17 protein-coding genes are annotated in these 15,068 nt (G+C 71.8%); 8 read left to right on the top strand and 9 right to left on the bottom strand.

Annotation, left to right across the window (positions count from 1 at the left end):
- Nucleotides 1–28 precede the first annotated feature (28 nt).
- From OG386_RS07835 to OG386_RS07820, 4 genes are read left to right on the top strand one after another with little or no spacing between them, the layout of a single operon-like run.
- The gene (locus tag OG386_RS07835; protein WP_314252016.1) at nt 29–337 is read left to right on the top strand and encodes a hypothetical protein; all 309 of its coding nucleotides are present in this window, start codon (nt 29–31) and stop codon (nt 335–337) included.
- Nucleotides 334–1,512, top strand: a complete 1,179-nt coding sequence (locus OG386_RS07830; protein ID WP_328787436.1) for a class II histone deacetylase — start codon at nt 334–336, stop codon at nt 1,510–1,512. The genes OG386_RS07835 and OG386_RS07830 overlap by 4 nt, the downstream gene beginning before the upstream one ends.
- Nucleotides 1,512–2,327: a thioesterase II family protein gene (locus tag OG386_RS07825; protein WP_328787435.1), complete on the top strand. Its 816-nt coding sequence runs from the start codon at nt 1,512–1,514 to the stop codon at nt 2,325–2,327. Before OG386_RS07830 ends, OG386_RS07825 begins: the two co-directional genes overlap by 1 nt.
- 42 nt (nt 2,328–2,369) lie before the next feature.
- Complete coding sequence (locus OG386_RS07820) at nt 2,370–3,944, top strand: MFS transporter (protein ID WP_328787434.1); 1,575 nt, start codon at nt 2,370–2,372, stop codon at nt 3,942–3,944.
- 73 nt (nt 3,945–4,017) lie between these two features.
- Here the strand turns inward: OG386_RS07820 and OG386_RS07815 are convergent, their stop codons facing one another.
- Nucleotides 4,018–4,458 carry a VOC family protein gene (locus tag OG386_RS07815; protein WP_328787433.1) on the bottom strand — a complete coding sequence of 147 codons (441 nt, stop codon included), beginning with the start codon at nt 4,456–4,458 and terminating at the stop codon, nt 4,018–4,020.
- Nucleotides 4,459–5,010: 552 nt separating this feature from the next.
- On the opposite strand from OG386_RS07815, the gene OG386_RS07810 reads away from it, so the two are divergent.
- Entirely contained in the window at nt 5,011–5,361 is a 351-nt protein-coding gene (locus tag OG386_RS07810; RefSeq protein WP_328787432.1) for a VOC family protein, read from the top strand.
- Nucleotides 5,362–5,408: 47 nt separating this feature from the next.
- Nucleotides 5,409–5,993, top strand: coding sequence for a hypothetical protein (locus OG386_RS07805; RefSeq protein ID WP_328787431.1), 585 nt, complete (start codon nt 5,409–5,411; stop codon nt 5,991–5,993).
- A gap of 105 nt (nt 5,994–6,098) precedes the next feature.
- Here OG386_RS07805 and OG386_RS07800 read toward each other — a convergent pair whose 3' ends face one another.
- The 3 genes from OG386_RS07800 to OG386_RS07790 all read right to left on the bottom strand — a co-directional run bounded on the left by OG386_RS07800 (nt 6,099) and on the right by OG386_RS07790 (nt 7,641).
- Complete coding sequence (locus tag OG386_RS07800) at nt 6,099–6,689, bottom strand: TetR/AcrR family transcriptional regulator (protein WP_327381481.1); 591 nt, start codon at nt 6,687–6,689, stop codon at nt 6,099–6,101.
- A gap of 157 nt (nt 6,690–6,846) precedes the next feature.
- On the bottom strand, nt 6,847–7,011 hold the full coding sequence (locus OG386_RS07795) for a hypothetical protein (protein WP_328787430.1): 165 nt from the start codon (nt 7,009–7,011) through the stop codon (nt 6,847–6,849).
- Between the two features lie 51 nt (nt 7,012–7,062).
- A complete protein-coding gene (locus OG386_RS07790) occupies nt 7,063–7,641 on the bottom strand; it encodes a GNAT family N-acetyltransferase (RefSeq protein WP_328793191.1) in 579 nt (192 codons plus the stop codon).
- A gap of 154 nt (nt 7,642–7,795) precedes the next feature.
- Here OG386_RS07790 and OG386_RS07785 point away from each other — a divergent pair, with 154 nt between their 5' ends.
- Both OG386_RS07785 and OG386_RS07780 read left to right on the top strand, forming a co-directional pair.
- Complete coding sequence (locus tag OG386_RS07785; RefSeq protein WP_328787429.1) at nt 7,796–8,863, top strand: alpha/beta hydrolase family protein; 1,068 nt, start codon at nt 7,796–7,798, stop codon at nt 8,861–8,863.
- The gene (locus OG386_RS07780) at nt 8,860–10,161 is read left to right on the top strand and encodes a DUF418 domain-containing protein (protein WP_328787428.1); all 1,302 of its coding nucleotides are present in this window, start codon (nt 8,860–8,862) and stop codon (nt 10,159–10,161) included. Before OG386_RS07785 ends, OG386_RS07780 begins: the two co-directional genes overlap by 4 nt.
- Nucleotides 10,162–10,281: 120 nt before the next feature.
- On the opposite strand, the gene OG386_RS07775 is transcribed toward OG386_RS07780, so the two are convergent.
- The 5 genes from OG386_RS07775 to OG386_RS07755 all read right to left on the bottom strand — a co-directional run bounded on the left by OG386_RS07775 (nt 10,282) and on the right by OG386_RS07755 (nt 14,924).
- Nucleotides 10,282–10,842, bottom strand: a complete 561-nt coding sequence (locus tag OG386_RS07775) for a hypothetical protein (RefSeq protein WP_328787427.1) — start codon at nt 10,840–10,842, stop codon at nt 10,282–10,284.
- 112 nt (nt 10,843–10,954) lie between these two features.
- A complete protein-coding gene (locus OG386_RS07770) occupies nt 10,955–11,200 on the bottom strand; it encodes a hypothetical protein (RefSeq protein WP_328787426.1) in 246 nt (81 codons plus the stop codon).
- 140 nt (nt 11,201–11,340) lie between these two features.
- Nucleotides 11,341–13,944 carry a sensor histidine kinase gene (locus OG386_RS07765; protein ID WP_328787425.1) on the bottom strand — a complete coding sequence of 868 codons (2,604 nt, stop codon included), beginning with the start codon at nt 13,942–13,944 and terminating at the stop codon, nt 11,341–11,343.
- 2 nt (nt 13,945–13,946) lie between these two features.
- Nucleotides 13,947–14,036, bottom strand: coding sequence for a K(+)-transporting ATPase subunit F (kdpF, locus tag OG386_RS07760; RefSeq protein WP_328787424.1), 90 nt, complete (start codon nt 14,034–14,036; stop codon nt 13,947–13,949).
- Nucleotides 14,037–14,387: 351 nt separating this feature from the next.
- Nucleotides 14,388–14,924, bottom strand: coding sequence for a hypothetical protein (locus tag OG386_RS07755; protein ID WP_328787423.1), 537 nt, complete (start codon nt 14,922–14,924; stop codon nt 14,388–14,390).
- Nucleotides 14,925–15,068: the final 144 nt, after the last annotated feature.

Genomic DNA, 15,068 nt, shown 5'->3' with positions numbered 1-15,068 from the left:
ACCGCATGCAACCAAGGGGGAATCGAACATGACCGATGTCGACACCACGGCGTTCTTCGGAGCGGTTCTGAAGACCATCGCCTCGACCCGCAACCACGGCACCGACCAGGGCGAGTTCGTGTCCGGGGTGGTGGAGCCGACCGCGCGGATCCGCACGTTCGAGAAGGAGGTCGGCGACCGGCGGCTGACCTCCACCGAGGCCGGGGAGGTGCTCGGTCTGCTGGAGACGACGCTGCGCACCAAGCGCACGCCGGACGAGGAACGCGAGTACTACCTCCAGTACATCGAGAAGGTCGCCGGGATCAGCCGGGCCTCGCTGGGCGTGTCCGGCTGGTGAGCACCTCCCGTCTCGCGTGGTACAGCCACGAGATCTGCTTCTGGCACGACCCCGGTCCCGGATCGGGGTACGTGCCGGTCGGGCCGGGCATCGAGCCGCTGCGCCAGTTCGCGGTCGACCCGGACCTCCGGCGTGCCGAAGGGCTGGTCAAGGCGTCCGGCGTGATGGACCGGTTCACCGGCCTCACGCCGACTCCGGCCTCCGACGAGGACCTGCTGCTCGTCCACGTACCCGAGCACATCGAGCGGGTCGAGGCGGCCTCGGCGGCAGGCTCGGGCGATGCCGGTGTGTACGCGCACGTCAACTACCACAGTGCCCAGGCCGCGAGGCTTGCCGTCGGGGCCTGCGTGCAGGCCGCCACGGGCGTCATGGAGGGCCGGTTCGACCGGGCGTACTGCCTGGTGCGGCCGCCCGGCCACCATGCGGAGCCGGACCGGGCGATGGCGCTGTGCCTGTACAACAACGTGGCGGTGGCTGCCCGGGCGGCGCAGCGCCACGGGGCGCGCCGGGTGCTGGTCTTGGACTGGGACGTGCACCACGGCAACGGCATCCAGCGGACCTTCTACGAGGATCCCGACGTGCTGTACGTCTCGGTGCACCAGGAGGGGCTGTTCCCGGCGGCGTCCGGTCTCGTGTTGGAGACCGGCGCGGGGGCAGGGGCGGGCAGCACCCTCAACGTGCCGCTGCCCGCCGGCTCCGGCCACGGCGCCTATCTCGCCGTGATGGACCGGATCGTCGAGCCGGCGGCCCGTGCCTTCCGCCCCGATCTGATCCTGGTGGCGGCGGGCGTCGACGCGAGCGGCCACGATCCGATGGGCCGGATGCTGTGCACCAGCCGCACCTTCCATGCCATGACCGCGGCGATGTGCCGGCTCGCGGACGAACTGACCGGAGGGAGGATCGTCTTCGCCCACGAGGGCGGCTACTCGGCGTGGTACCAGCCGATGCTGGTGCTGGGCACGGCGAGCGCGATCGCCGGCCTGCCGGCCCCCCAGGACCCGTTCCTGCACGCGCTCGAGCACCTTCCCGGCCAGCGCCTCCAGCGTCACCAGGACCGGGTGATCACTCACCTGGAGGACCATCACCCGCTGCTGGCCGGCTCGTCGTCCGTAGCCGGCCGGTCCGGGCCGTCCGGGATCTCCGGGCTGCCCGCGCCCGCGGACGGGGGGCCGTGATGAGCGGCTGGTGGATGACGGTGGGGAGCGGTGCGCGCCGGGTGGCCGGCACCGGCCCGGGGCCCGGGCCCCGGGCCCGTCCGCGGTTCCGGGTCGTGGCGCTCCCGCACGCCGGTGGGTGGCCGTCCGCGTTCCGCTCCTGGTGGCAGGTGCTGCCCGAGGACGTCGAGTGCGTCGTCGCCCAGCTGCCCGGCCGGGGAGCGCGCATCAACGAGCCGCCGTTGACCCGCGTCGAGCCGCTGGTCGACGCCCTCAGCCGAGGCCTGGCGGAGCTGGAGCCGCTGCCGTACGCGGTCATCGGGCACAGCTTCGGCAGTGTGCTCGGATACGAACTCACCCGCGCCATGGAGCAGAAGGGACTGCCTCCCGCCCTGCTGGCCGTATCGGCGCGCCAGCCGCCGTGCTTCCCCAGCGAGCCGCCGTTCGCCCACCTCCGCAGCGACGCGGAGCTGCTGGAGCACCTGACGGACATCGGCGGGATGTCCCCGGGACTGATGGACCGCGTCGATCTGATGCGGCCGTCGCTCCGCGCGATCCGGGCCGACCTGGAGGCGATGGAGACCTACCGGCGGCCGCTGTCCGGCACCCGTGTCCCCATCCTGGCGCTCGGCGCGGTGGACGACCCGGTCGTCATCGACGACCGGATGCACCTGTGGTCGCTGGAGACCTCGGGCGGCTTCGACCGGCAGACCTTCACCGGCGGCCACTTCTACCTCTACACACCCGCCAACGCGTCGACGGTCGTTTCCCGTCTGGTGCCCGGCCCCGACGACCCCCGGTCGGAGCTGCTCCTCCCACACCCCCTCGCCCGATGACCGTGTCGGGCACCGACTAGCACCACCCCCGAAAGGAACCGCATGAGTACCACCGCCGACACCACCGAGCAGGCAGGACCCCGTGAGTGGCTGGGCCTGGCCGTGCTGGCGTTGCCGACACTGCTGCTGTCCATCGATGTGAGCGTGCTGCACCTGGCCGTGCCGCACATCAGCGAGGGTCTGAAGCCCTCCGCCTCCCAGATGCTGTGGATCATCGACATCTACGGGTTCCTGATCGCCGGCTTCCTGGTGACCATGGGGACCCTGGGCGACCGCATCGGCCGTCGGAAGCTGCTCCTGATCGGCGCCGCCGCGTTCGGCCTCGCCTCCCTGGCCGCCGTCTACGCCGATGACCCGACCACGCTGATAGCGGCGCGGGCGGCGATGGGCATCGCCGGTGCCACGTTGATGCCCTCGACCCTCGCCCTGATCATCAACATGTTCCGCGACGCGCAGCAGCGCGGCGTGGCGATCGCCGTCTGGGTCACCATGTTCTCCGTGGGCATCGCCCTCGGACCGGTGGTCGGCGGCGCCATGCTGGAGTACTTCTGGTGGGGTTCGGTCTTCCTGCTCGGCGTGCCCGTCATGGGGCTGCTGCTGGTGGCCGGCCCGCTCCTGCTGCCGGAGTACCGTGACGAGGAGGCCGGCCGGCTCGACCTGACCAGCGTGGCGCTGTCGCTCGCCGCGATCCTCCCGGTGATCTACGGCCTGAAGGAGATCGCCAACGACGGGGTCGGCCCGATCCCCGTCCTGGCGCTCGTCGTGGGCCTGGCCGTCGGCCTGCTGTTCGTCCGCCGGCAGCGCACGCTGGAGAGCCCGCTCCTGGACCTCGGCCTCTTCAGCAACCCGACGCTCCGCGCCGCGCTCGTCACGCTGCTGCTCAGCATGCTGGTGGCCGGCGGCACGTATCTGACGGTGACGCAGTACCTCCAGCTCGTCGGCGGACTGTCCCCCATGAAGGCCGGCCTGTACCTGTTGCCGGCGGCGTTCGCGCTGATCGTGACTGCCGTGGTGTCCCCGATGGCGGCGAGCAGGTTCCGTCCCGCGTACGTGGTCGCCGCGGGGCTGGCCGTGTCGGGCATGGGTCACGTGGTGCTGAGCCTGGCCGACAGCTCGTCGGGCATCGCCCAGGTGGTGACGGGCTTCGCGTTCGTGTACGCCGGAGGTGGCCCGCTCATCGCCCTGGGGACGGACATCGTCGTCGGATCGGCCCAGCCCGAGCAGGCCGGATCGGCCGCTGCCATTTCGGAGACCAGCACCGAACTCGGCATGGCGCTGGGCGTGGCCGTGCTCGGCAGTCTCGGGGCCGCCGTGTACCGCAGCGGGGTGGAGGTTCCCGCTGGGGTGTCGGAGGATGCCGGTCACACGCTCGCCGGGGCGGTCGAGGCGACACACGGCCTGTCCTCGGAAGTGGCGGCGGCCCTGCTCGACTCCGCCCGGGAGGCGTTCACCGACGGCATGAACGTCATCGGAGGCATCGGGGCGTTGGTCGCGCTCGCCTCCGCCGTGCTGGTGGCGGTGGTCATCAAGATCCCGGCGACGGGAGCGGGCGGGGACTCCGCCGGTTCCGACGGTTCGGCGGACGGCGTCGTGCCCGCCGTCAACATGGAGGGATGAAGCGCCTCGCCACCCCTGCCGGGGTAGGCCGGCGGTCGGTGCGGCCCGCGTCTCGCGACGCGGGCCGCACCCGTCAGACCCCGGCGCCGGACCGATCCTGGTAGGCGGCGGCGTAGGCGGCCGTGGGGGCGATGGGGGTGATGACGTCGACCAGTACGCCGTCGGGGGCGGCCACGATGAAGTGCCGCTGGCCGAACGCCTCGCTGCGCAGGGTGAGTTCGGGCTTCAGGCCGGCGCCCGTCACGAGGCGTGCGTACTCGGCGTCGACGTCGGCCACCTCGAAGTTGAGGAGCAGGCCCTGTGCCGGCCGACGGTAGGCCTCCGGCACGGTCTCGTGCCCCGCGGCGACCAGGGCGAGCTCGTAGTGCGGCGGCTCGGGCTGCCGCAGGCTGACGTACCAGTCACTCGTGTAGGTCGTCTCGAATCCGAACAGCGTGGTGTAGAAGGCCACGGATTCGTTGAGCCGCTGGGTGCAGAGCACGGGATAGAAGCTGGTTACGGCAGAGGACGTCATCACATCACCGTTCTGGGGCGGGCATACGGTCGTTTCGTATCAACGAGACATGCGCCCGTGCGTCACGTCCGCCGGATCGAAGCAGGTGGGCATGGCATCGGCGGTGCGCCCGTGGGGTGAAGCCCGGGTGTGGGCGGTGCGGCAGGCACCGCCGTGGCGGGAAGGGCTGTTGCCGGGCGACCGGCTCGGTATCCATCCCCGGGAGCTCCGGTTCGGCCGTGACCGGTGCGCGCACTGCGGCGGGCGCGGCCACGTCCGCGGGAGCGGGACGAGCGACCGGGACCACCTCGGAGCCGGGGGAGCGGGGTGGCCGGCGGGCCGGACCGTTGTCAACCTGTCCTGCGGTCCGCAGAACGGCGCGCACGCCGCGGCGCTGGCCGTTCCCGCGGGGGTGCCGGGGCCGCCCGGACCGCGTGAACCGAACTGGTCGACATATGGGCATGTCCTGGGCGGCGCCGACTCGTTGGAGCAAGGGAGCCATGTTGACATGCCGGCGGTATGTCATTAGGTTCAGTTCGCATACCGTTGGTACGTGAGCGGAGATGGCACCCCATGCTGACCAGTTTCTGTCCGGTGATCTGCACCTCGAGGCTGGGGGAATCCCGCAGCTTCTACAACAGACTGTTCGGTTTCACCGCCACGTACACGGCCCAGTGGTACGCAGGCCTCAGCCGGCCCGGGCGGCGACACCACGAGCTCGCTCTCGTCGACCACGCCCATCCCGCACTGCCCGAGGCGCTCCGACGGCCGATGCGCGTGGTGCGGCTCACCCTTGCGGTGGACGACCGGGCAGCGGAGTGGGAGCGGCTCGCCGCCCTCGGGGCGGTGGGGCACCCGGATCAGCGGCACCTGGTCGTCACGGATCCCAACGGGGTCCGGATCGACGTCGTCGCGCCGACCTGACCAGTCGGAGACCGCTGGGACCGCTCGCCGAAGGGGGAAGTCGCGCCGTGCCCAGAAGAATCGATCCCGACACGGCGGCCGCGATCATGCGTGCCGCCGGACTCGAACCGCTGGAGCCCTATCCCGGGTCGAGTGCGGCCTGGAACTGCCGCTGCCTGAAGAGCGCGCACATGGTTGCGCCCACCTTCGGCTCGGTGCGCTCCGGCGTCACCTCGGGGTGCCGCCGGTGCGGCCGGGCCGCCGCCGGTAGGCGGCGACTCGCCGCCGGCGGGGAGCGGGCCGAGGCGGACATGCGCGGCGCGGGCTTCGAGCCACTGGAGCCCTATCCTGGCGCCGGGGCCAGATGGCGCTGCCGCCACCTGGCCTGCGGGCGCATCGTCCATCCCCGGCTGTTCAGGATACGGGCCGGGGGCGGCTGCCAGGCCTGTGCCGGACGGGCCCCGGTCGACCCGGCCGTCGCCGAGGCGGACATGCGCGCGGTCGGCATGGAGCCGCTGGAACCCTTTCCGGGCCGGGTGCGCGACCCGTGGAAGTGCCGGTGCTCGCGGTGCGGCCAGGTCGGCGCACCCACCCTCAACAACGTACGCCGCGGGCAGGGCGGTTGCCGGACCTGCGCTTGGCGCGCCCGGTAGGCCGGGCCTCGCAGCGCCGCGGCCGGGCCGCCCGACCTCTCGTGCGGCCCGGCCCCCGGCCCGGGCCGTGCCCAAGACGCGGCCGCCCGACGGGCGCGCCCGCGGTCACCTGGCACGCAGCGCATCCAGCATCCGTGCCAGCGCCTGCCGAGTGTCCGCGAGATCGGCGGAGTCCTCCGACGCCGCCAGCCACAGCGCCGCCTCGTTCATCGCCCCCGACAGCAGATGCGTGAGCGGTGCGATCGGCTGCGCGGGGATGGTGCCCTCGTGGATCAGGACGGTGAGCGCCTGGGCCAGGTGGCGTCCGGACGTGGCCTCGTTCATCGCCCTCCACTCCCGCCAGCCGAGCACCGCCGGCCCGTCGACGAGCATGATGCGCTGGAGCGCGGGGTCGGTGGAGGCGCTGAGGAATGCCTGGCAGCCGGAGGTGAGCTGGTCCCAAGCCTCTTCCTGGGCGTCCGCCGTCGCCGCGATGTGCGCGGCGACCTCTTGCTGCACCTGTTCCAGCACGGCCCGGAACAGCTCGGCCTTGCTGTCGAAGTGGTGGTACAGGGCGCCCTTGGTCACCCCGGCGGCCCGGACGATCTCCGACAGACCCACAGAGGCGTAACCCAGGGTCGAGAAGAGGCGTCGGCTTTCCCGCAGCAAGGTATGACGCGTCTGCTCCCGCTGCTGCGCCCGAACCCCGTTCGTCATCGTTGAGCCCCCCGTCTTCGGCCTGTTGAAGCCATGCGCACACGGTACTTCGCCGTCGTGGGGACGAGCGACCGGTGCGCAACCGAGACCATGTCGGGATGAACGCGTTCATGCCCAGGCGAGAGCGGCGAGAGCGGCGAGAGCGGCGAGCGGGGCGTTACGGGCGCGCCGTGCGACCGCGGTCCTCCCGGGTGAACCCGCCCTCCGCGATGGGCCGTTCGAGGCAGAGCCGGACCTGTTGGCCGGTCGTGTCGAGGGCCCCGGCCGCGGCGTACAGCTCGCCGGCGTCGACCGTGCCGTCCCCACGGACCGGGGCGAGCACCAGCCTCCCCGTCCCGATCTAGGGCGCTCGGTTCCGTCACGGGTCCGCTGGTCATCGCCGCTCCTCGGGGCTGCGGGGGGCGCCGCCGCCGGGGCGGGCGGGGACGGGCCGATGCATCGTGGTCACCGCGCCGAAGCCCATGAGGCCCTTCAGGTACGGCGTCTGTTCGGTGCGCACGGCGTCGAAGCCGTGGCGTTCGTAGAGGGCGCGGGCGCGCGGATTGACGTCGATGACGTCCAGGCGGACGCGCGAGCAGCCGTGTTCGGCGGCGACGGCCGCGATCTCCGTGAGCAGCAGGCTGCCGACGCCCCTGCCCCGCCCTGCCGGGTCGACGGCGATGCCGTCCATGACCAGTTCCCCGGGCTCGGGGGTGCGTTCGAGCAGGGCCAGCACGGCGAGCCGGGGCAGCCCGCGGAAGAGCCCGTAAGCCGACAGCACGTCGCGCACACCCCCGCCGGTCAGGCCGCGTCCGCCCAGCCGGTACCCGGCCACACCGACCACCCCGTCCCCGTCCGGGGCGAGCGCGACCACGGCGCGGTCGTGGTGGAGGTGGCGGGCGATGAAGGCCCGGCCGTGCTCGGGCGGGTTGAGGGCGGCCCCGAGCTTGCGTCCGAAGGCCTCCCAGTACAGGGCTGCGACCTGCTCCTCGGCGCCCCGTGCGGTACGCCGCGCCGGACGGCAACTGGTGTGTCCACGATTCCTCCTCGCGTTCTACGTACGAACATAGTACGGTCGAATCTGAAACGAGCGTTTCTTGCGCGATAGTTTTCGGAGGAGGGGCGGAATGCCACCCATGACAGCGGTACGCACGAGACGCCGGAGGATCGCGGGGGCCGCGGGCGCGACGCTCGCCGCGCTGACCCTCGTCGCGGCGGCGCTGGGCGGATTAGCGGCCTGGCAGAACACCTACGACCTGCGCGAGCGAGCGGTGACGGTACGCCACGGCGGACGCACCCTGGACGGAGTGCTGGCGCTGCCCGAAGTGGGGAAGGGGCCCTTCCCCCTCGTCGTCTTCGTCCACGGCGACGGCCCGGTCGACGCCACCCACGACACCTTCTACCGGCCGATCTGGGAGTCCTTCGCCCGCGCCGGCTACGCCTCGCTGTCCTGGAACAAGCCGGGCGTGGGCGGCTCACCGGGCGACTGGCTCGACCAGTCCATGGACGACCGGGCCGATGAGGCCGTCGACGCCATCGCATGGGCCCGGCAACACCCCGACGTCGACGGACACCGGATCGGCCTGTGGGGCGCCAGCCAGGCGGGCTGGGTGTTGCCGAAGATCGCGGCGAAGGACCACGGGATACGGTTCGTGATCGCGGTCTCGCCCGCCGTCAACTGGCACCAGCAGGGCCGCTACAACCTCCTCGCCGAGCTGCGCCGCGACGGCGCCGCCGACACCGAGATCGCCGCCGCGCTGCGTCGCCGCGAGACGGGTCTGGAACTGCTCGCGCGCGGAGCCCCGTACGAGGAGTACGTACGCGCCGTCGGCGATCCACAGGGCATGACGCCCGCCCGCTGGCGGTTCGTCTCGAGGAACCACACGGCCGACGCCGCCGCCGACCTGCCGGCTCTGCGCGGCACGCCCGTCCTGCTGGTCCTCGCCGGACACGACGTGAACGTGGACACCGCCGACACCGAGGCCGCCTACGAGCGGCTGCTGCCCGGGTCCGCCCTGCACGTCGCCCACTACCCGGGTGCCACCCACGGGCTGGTCAAGCATGCCGTCGAGGCCTCGCGGCTGCGCCTCACCGCGACCGCGGTGTTCGCACCGAGGGCCTTGTTCGCCGAAGGCTTCCTGACCGACCAGCAGGACTTTCTGGCCTCCGTCCACGAGGAAGGCGCAAAGCGATGACCACGGGACCCGCTACAGGACCTACCACCGAACTCGCAGCCGAGCCCGCAGCCGGACCCACCAGCGGACCCACCAGCGGTCCCGCCACCGGAGAGAATCCCGGAGGGGTGACCGCTCCGGCCGCACGGCGCCTCGCCGACGTCGACGCCCTGCGGGGCTTCGCCCTCTGGGGCATCCTGCTCGTCAACATCACCTTCATGGCCTCCGCCTACCAGGGAACCGGAGTGGACGACCCCGCGTTCGGATCCGCCCTCGACACCACCGTCCGCTTCGTCACGGAGGTCTTCTTCGAGGCCAAGTTCTACCTGCTCTTCTCCTTCCTCTTCGGCTACAGCTTCACCCTCCAGATCGCCTCGGCTGAACGCGCCGGTGCGGCCTTCCTGCCGCGCTTCCTGCGGCGCTGCGCGGGCCTGTTCGCCCTCGGTCTGTGCCATGCGGTCTTCCTCTTCCCCGGCGACATCCTCACCACCTACGCCGTGCTCGGCCTGGTCCTGCTCGCCGTGCACCGGATCCGGCCGCGCACCGCCGTGCGCACCGCCGTCGTCCTGTTGAGCACCACCGCCGTCGCCTACCTATTGCTGGCCGCGCTGGTCGCCGCCGCCGGCGGCGGGGGCATCGACACCGCCGTAGTCACCGAGCAGGGCCGGCAGGCCACCGAGGCACTGCGCGGCGGCGCGGGTTCGGTGATCGCCGCCCACCTGCGACAGCTGCCCGACGTCGCGTTCATGCTGGCCTTCTTCCAGGCCCCGGCCGCCTTCGCCGCGTTCCTGCTCGGCCTGGCCGCCGGCAAGCGGAAGATGCTGACCGACCCCGCCCGCCACCTGCCGGTCCTACGGCGCCTGCAGTGGACCGGTTTCACCATCGGTGTGGCGGGCGGCCTGGTCTGGGCACACGCGAGCCAGGTGTATCCGGGGACCGCCTACCAACTGGTCGCGGTGGCCGTGGACGTGGTGACCGCACCGCTCCTCGCGGCGGCCTACGCCGCCACCGTCCTGCGGACCCTGGCCGGTCCCCGAGGCCCACGGCTGGCGGCGGCCCTGGCCCCCGCCGGCCGCATGACGCTGACCAACTACCTCACCCAGTCGCTCGTGCTGGCCTTCGTGTTCACCGGCTTCGGCGCCGCCCTCGTAGGCCGGGTCGCCCCCGCCCTCGTCACCCTGACCGCCCTCGCCCTGTTCGCCGCCCAACTCCTCTTCAGCCGCTGGTGGTTGGCCCGCCACCGCTACGGGCCTGTGGAGTGGCTGCTGCGCGCAGCTACCCTGGGCCGTCTGCCGAACTGGAAGGGCAAAGCAGTATGACCCGGCACGCCTCCGGCTGGCCCGGGGCTTGGATCCGGAGCTCGGCTCGTCGGCGAGATCGCCTGGGGCCGTCCTCACCCATGTGCTCACCACTCTGGCGGCGCATCAGGTGGGCGCGGGTCACCGCAAGCCGGAGACCTTGAAGACCGTGTGGGCCGTCTCGCGGTCGATGCGCTGGGCCAGCCGTCGCAGGGCGGTCGCGCCGCGCAGCAGGGTGCCGCGCCGGAGGGACGAGCGGCCGTCCGCGTCGAGGAGGTGCCACATCGCCGGGTTGCGGACCAGGACCGTCGGGTCGATCTCGACCTGGCTCCCCTCCGTGTCCCGCAGGACCATCCGCTGGGCCACCCCGTCGGACCAGCGGACCGAGGCGAGCGAGTCGGTACGGACCGTGTTCGTCATCAGCAGTCCGCGGACGCTCAACAGTCCCGGGCGTACGGAGATCCGGGGCGGCAGCAAGACGACGAAGAGGAGGCCGGCCAGGCCGGTCCAGAGGACGCCGCGCGTCACGTCGAGGCTTCCGAAACCGGCGTCCACGGCGAACAGGGCCGTGAACAGGAGGAATGCGACACCGATCGCCGAGCGCCTCTCGCCGGCCCAGTGGACGTCGTGTGCGCAGGGTCCGGGAAGCGCCGCTTCGGCGCCGTGTGCGCCGGTCGCCGCCCGAGTGAAACGTCGTCCCATGAGAGCGAGGCTAGGCCTGGTGGAGGCCCCGGAGTCGGAACCTGATGCGCGGCTGACGTGATGGCTACGCCGTCTTGATGGGGTTCCCGCCGGGCGGGAACCCCATCGGCGTTCAACGGCCCGGTGGGCCGCTCGAAGGTGATGGCCGCGCGTACTCGTACGAGGGCGGGCTCCACGGTGCGGGGTCGGGCGCGGGCTCGAACGGTCCGGCCCGGTTGGCCATGAGGATCATCATCGTGCCGACGAAGAGCAGCGTGATGACGATCAGGGCCAGCCCGACGGGGTTGGCGGGGTTGTAGTAGTAGCGGTTCGTTCCCCACTTGCTGCGCTTGAAGACCGGTTCGTCGTCGTACCGCACAGGCCGTGTCCTCCGTCGAAGGTTCTCGGTGATCCGCCGTGCCGGAGCGGGCCGGCGCCCACGGTCATGAGGTGCAGCCCGCCGCCTTCTTGGCTGCCGGGACGTACGCCGTGCGGCTACTGCGACCACGTCGATGTCGCTCACAGAGCATCGTCGCCGACTTCGATCTCGTCCACCTGCGCGAAGCAGAGAGGAGCGACGGGCAGGGACAGGACCATCGTCAGGCCGCCACCGGGGGTGTCCTCGGGGGTGAGCGTGCCGTTCATCGCCTCGGTGAGTCCGCGGGCCAGGGCGAGGCCGAGGCCGAGTCCGGAGGTGTTGTCCCGGTCGCCGAGGCGTTGGAAGGGCTCGAAGGCCCGCTCGCGGTCGTCGGCGGCGATCCCGGGGCCCCGGTCGGCGATCCTGACTTCGACCCGGCCGGCCAGGGCGCTCGCCGTCACCAGCACCGGACGGTCTCCGGGGGCATGGCGGACCGCGTTGCCGACCAGGTTCGCCAGCACCCGCTCCAGCAGGGGTGGATCGGCCAGCAAGGCCGGTACCGTCTCCAGGTTCCGTACGTCGACGGCGGGCTCGTCCGCGGACGGCAGGTCCAGTGACTCCAGAGCGGCCGGCAGGACCTCCTCCAGGGCGGTGGCCCGCAGTTCGAGGGTGAGGGCGCCGGCCTGCAGGCGGCTGAGATCGAGCAGGTTCTCCACCAAGCGGTTCAGCCGGTTCAGGGACGTCTCGGCGGATTCGAGCAGCTCCGCCCGGTCCTCCGCGGAGAAGTCCACGTCCGGCGTGCGCAGCGAGCTGATCGCTGCAAGAGCCCCCGCCAGCGGGGTCCGCAGGTCGTGGCTGACGGCCCGCAGCAGGGCGGTGCGCAACCGGTCGGCGGCTTTGATGGGCTCGACTTCGGCGGCGGCCTCGGCCAGGCGGGCGCGCTCGACCGCCGCCCCGACGTGCGCGGCGAAGGCGGCCAGGACACGGCGCTCGGAGGAGGGCAGCGTACGCCCGCGCAGGACGAGGAAGGCCCTGGAACCGGCGGCGACCACCAGGGAGGGATCCGCTTCCGTCCGCATGCGGCGCCCGCCGTCCGCTCCCGCACCCGGGTCCGGGGCTTCCGGAGCCAGGTCGACGGTGTCCATGCCGAAGGTCTCCCTGGTGCGTTCGAGCAGCGCCGGGATCGTCTGGTCGCCGCGGACGATGCTGCCGGCGAGGGAGGACATCGTCTCCGCCTCCGCAGTGGCCCGGGCGGCGCGGCGGGACAGGCGCAGGGACCGGTCCGCCGCGGCGGCCACGGTGGCGGCGACGACGGCGAAGACCACCAGCGCCAGCACGCTGTCCGGGTCGCTCATGGTGAACTCGCCTATGGGCGGCATGAACCAGTAGTTGAGGAGCAGTGCGGCGGTCAGTGCCGCGATCAGGGCGGAGGCCACCCCGCCGATGCAGGCCACCCCGACGACGGTCACCAGGAAGAGCAGCGCTTCGCTGGTCAGGTTCAGCGTGCCGCGCATCCGGTCGAGGGCGAGGGTGAGCAACACCGGGAGCAGCACCCCGGCCACGGGTCCGGCGACGAGCCGGGTGGTGGGGAGCGTACGGCGGCGGGACGGCAGCAGCCGGCCGTGACCCGCCCGCTCGTGCGTGACCATGTGGACGTCGATGTCCTCGGACAGCGCCACCACGGTCTCGCCGATTCCCCGGCCGGTGAGGAAACGTTCCAGCCTGCGGCGCCGGCTCGTACCCAGGACGAGCTGGGTGGCGTTCTCCGCCACGGCGAAGTCCACCAGGGCGGTCGGTACTTCGTCGCCGACGACCGAGTGGTAGCTGCCGCCCAGGTCCTCGACCAGGGCCCGCTGCGCGGCGAGCGCCGCCTGCGAGACCCCGGCGGCGAGCGCGTCGCTGCGTGCCACGTGCACGGCGAGCAGTTCGCCGCCGGCGGACCGGCCGGCGATACGGGCGGCGCGACGGATCAGGGTCTCGCCCTCGGGGCCGCCCGTGAGCGCCACCACCACCCGTTCCCGCGTCTCCCAGACGTCCCCGATGCCGTGCTCGATGCGGTACGTGTGGAGTGTCTCGTCCACCCGCCCGGCCAGCCACAGCAGGGCCAACTCCCGCAGCGCGATGAGATTCCCGGGGCGGAAGTAGTGGGCGAGGGAGGCGTCGATCCGTTCCGGGGGATAGACGTTGCCGTGGGCCATCCGGCGCCGAAGTCCCTCCGGGGGTATGTCGACCAGCTCGATCTCGTCGGCGCGGCGCACGAACTCGTCGGGCACGGTCTCGCACTGCGGCACCCCGGTGATCTTCTCGACGACGTCGCTCAGCGACTCCAGGTGCTGGACGTTGAGCGTGGTGACGACGTCGATCCCGGCGGCGAGGACGTCCTCGACGTCCTGCCAGCGCTTCGGATGCCGGCCGCAGCCCGGGACGTTGGTATGGGCGAGCTCGTCGATCAGCACCACCTGCGGACGCCTGGACAGCAGCGCTACCCGGTCCAACTCCGCGTACTGGCCGCCCCGGTAGTCCTGGTCCGCCAGCGGGAGGACCTCCAAACCCCGGAGCCTCTCCTCGGTGTGCCGACGGCGGTGGCACTCCACGAAACCGACCACCACGTCCGCACCACGGGCCGCCCTGCGGTGCGCCTCGTCGAGCATCCGGTACGTCTTGCCGACCCCGGGGGCCGCGCCCAGGAAGACCTTGAGCTTCCCGGGCCTGAGGACCGGCTGCGGGGCCCCAGTTCGCAGGGCGGCCTCATCCGTGAACGTCATGCTCAGAACTTCTCGGGGAAGAGGTGCGCCAGGACCAGATACCCGATCAAACAGACCGCAATGATGACGCCGACGACATTCTCCGTGCCCACCCGCACCCGACTCCTCCGCACGTCCTCAACCTCATCAGCGAACACCAGCGAGGTCGCGAACGAAGCACCCCTGATGCACCCCTAACGACTCCCAGGTGGGACCTTGACGGTCGTTGCGCCGATGGAGCGAACGCGGTCGGCGTCCTCGCCTTCGTGTTGCTCTCGTACTGACGACATCAGTCGCGGTGGTCACCCTTGTTGCCCAGGGCTTCACGTTGGACGACGTGGTCCGCCACTTCGGGAGCGCCTTCGAACCGGACCGCACCGAACGCGAGGAGGCCGGCCTGGCCGAGTCGGCGGACCGTGCGTACCGGCTGCTCGGTACCGCACGTACCAGCCGTTTCGTACGCGTCACGATGGCGTGGAGCCACGGTCCGCTCGGCGCAACTCTCCGGCTGTCAGGACGACATATGCAGCACCGATGAAGAGCAAGCCGGGGATGGCGAGCATGCTGCGCTGATCGCTCTCCAGGACGGCCTGGTACTGCCCCTGGGAGATCTCGACCGTGCCGCGCGCGAGCGGCGCGGTGTCGAAGGCGAAGTACCGGCCGTCCTTCACCTCGGCAGCCTGCAAGTTCCCCTCCCCGGCCGCCGTGCCGATGACCGTGATCCCCACGCCCGATATGGCCAATGCCGCAAGCCCCGTCTGCACCTTGCGAGGAAGGCACCTGAACGCCAGCCATATCAAGTGCCGGTCCGCGCGCATCAGGAACATGCGCACCAGGGCGGATGTGAAGACAGGGAAGAGCAGCACGGCGATCGCCGCCATCGGCCACCCCGACACGGTCAGCGGCAACGTCCCGGGCAGCCAGGTGAGTGCGACCAGCACCAACAGTGCGGCGCCCAGCGCAGCCGCGACACCGCCATGACATTTGAATGTCCAATCCACGCCCCGCAGCCTGACACAGATGCTCCTCCACGTCGTTGCCGTATCCCGGCAGGACGATGACCGCTTCACTGCGCCAAGCCCTGCCACGATCAGCCGTGAAGCGCCTGGCCGCCTGTCCCGCGGTGGGCCCGACCTCTCCACACG

It is taken from the genome of Streptomyces sp. NBC_00273, assembly GCF_036178145.1.
Classification (GTDB): Bacteria; Actinomycetota; Actinomycetes; order Streptomycetales; family Streptomycetaceae; genus Streptomyces.
The sequence above is the reverse complement of the archived record's forward strand: the minus strand, read 5'-3'. Positions and strand labels throughout refer to the sequence as shown.

Excerpts from the sequence above, each read along its gene's own strand:
- OG386_RS07765 (WP_328787425.1), bottom strand. The coding sequence starts at position 13,944 with ATGACGTTCACGGATGAGGCCGCCCTGCGAACTGGGGCCCCGCAGCCG.
- OG386_RS07835 (WP_314252016.1), top strand. The coding sequence starts at position 29 with ATGACCGATGTCGACACCACGGCGTTCTTCGGAGCGGTTCTGAAGACC.
- OG386_RS07820 (WP_328787434.1), top strand. The coding sequence starts at position 2,370 with ATGAGTACCACCGCCGACACCACCGAGCAGGCAGGACCCCGTGAGTGG.
- OG386_RS07800 (WP_327381481.1), bottom strand. The coding sequence starts at position 6,689 with ATGACGAACGGGGTTCGGGCGCAGCAGCGGGAGCAGACGCGTCATACC.
- OG386_RS07825 (WP_328787435.1), top strand. The coding sequence starts at position 1,512 with ATGAGCGGCTGGTGGATGACGGTGGGGAGCGGTGCGCGCCGGGTGGCC.
- OG386_RS07775 (WP_328787427.1), bottom strand. The coding sequence starts at position 10,842 with ATGGGACGACGTTTCACTCGGGCGGCGACCGGCGCACACGGCGCCGAA.
- OG386_RS07780 (WP_328787428.1), top strand. The coding sequence starts at position 8,860 with ATGACCACGGGACCCGCTACAGGACCTACCACCGAACTCGCAGCCGAG.
- OG386_RS07785 (WP_328787429.1), top strand. The coding sequence starts at position 7,796 with ATGCCACCCATGACAGCGGTACGCACGAGACGCCGGAGGATCGCGGGG.
- OG386_RS07815 (WP_328787433.1), bottom strand. The coding sequence starts at position 4,458 with ATGACGTCCTCTGCCGTAACCAGCTTCTATCCCGTGCTCTGCACCCAG.
- OG386_RS07810 (WP_328787432.1), top strand. The coding sequence starts at position 5,011 with ATGCTGACCAGTTTCTGTCCGGTGATCTGCACCTCGAGGCTGGGGGAA.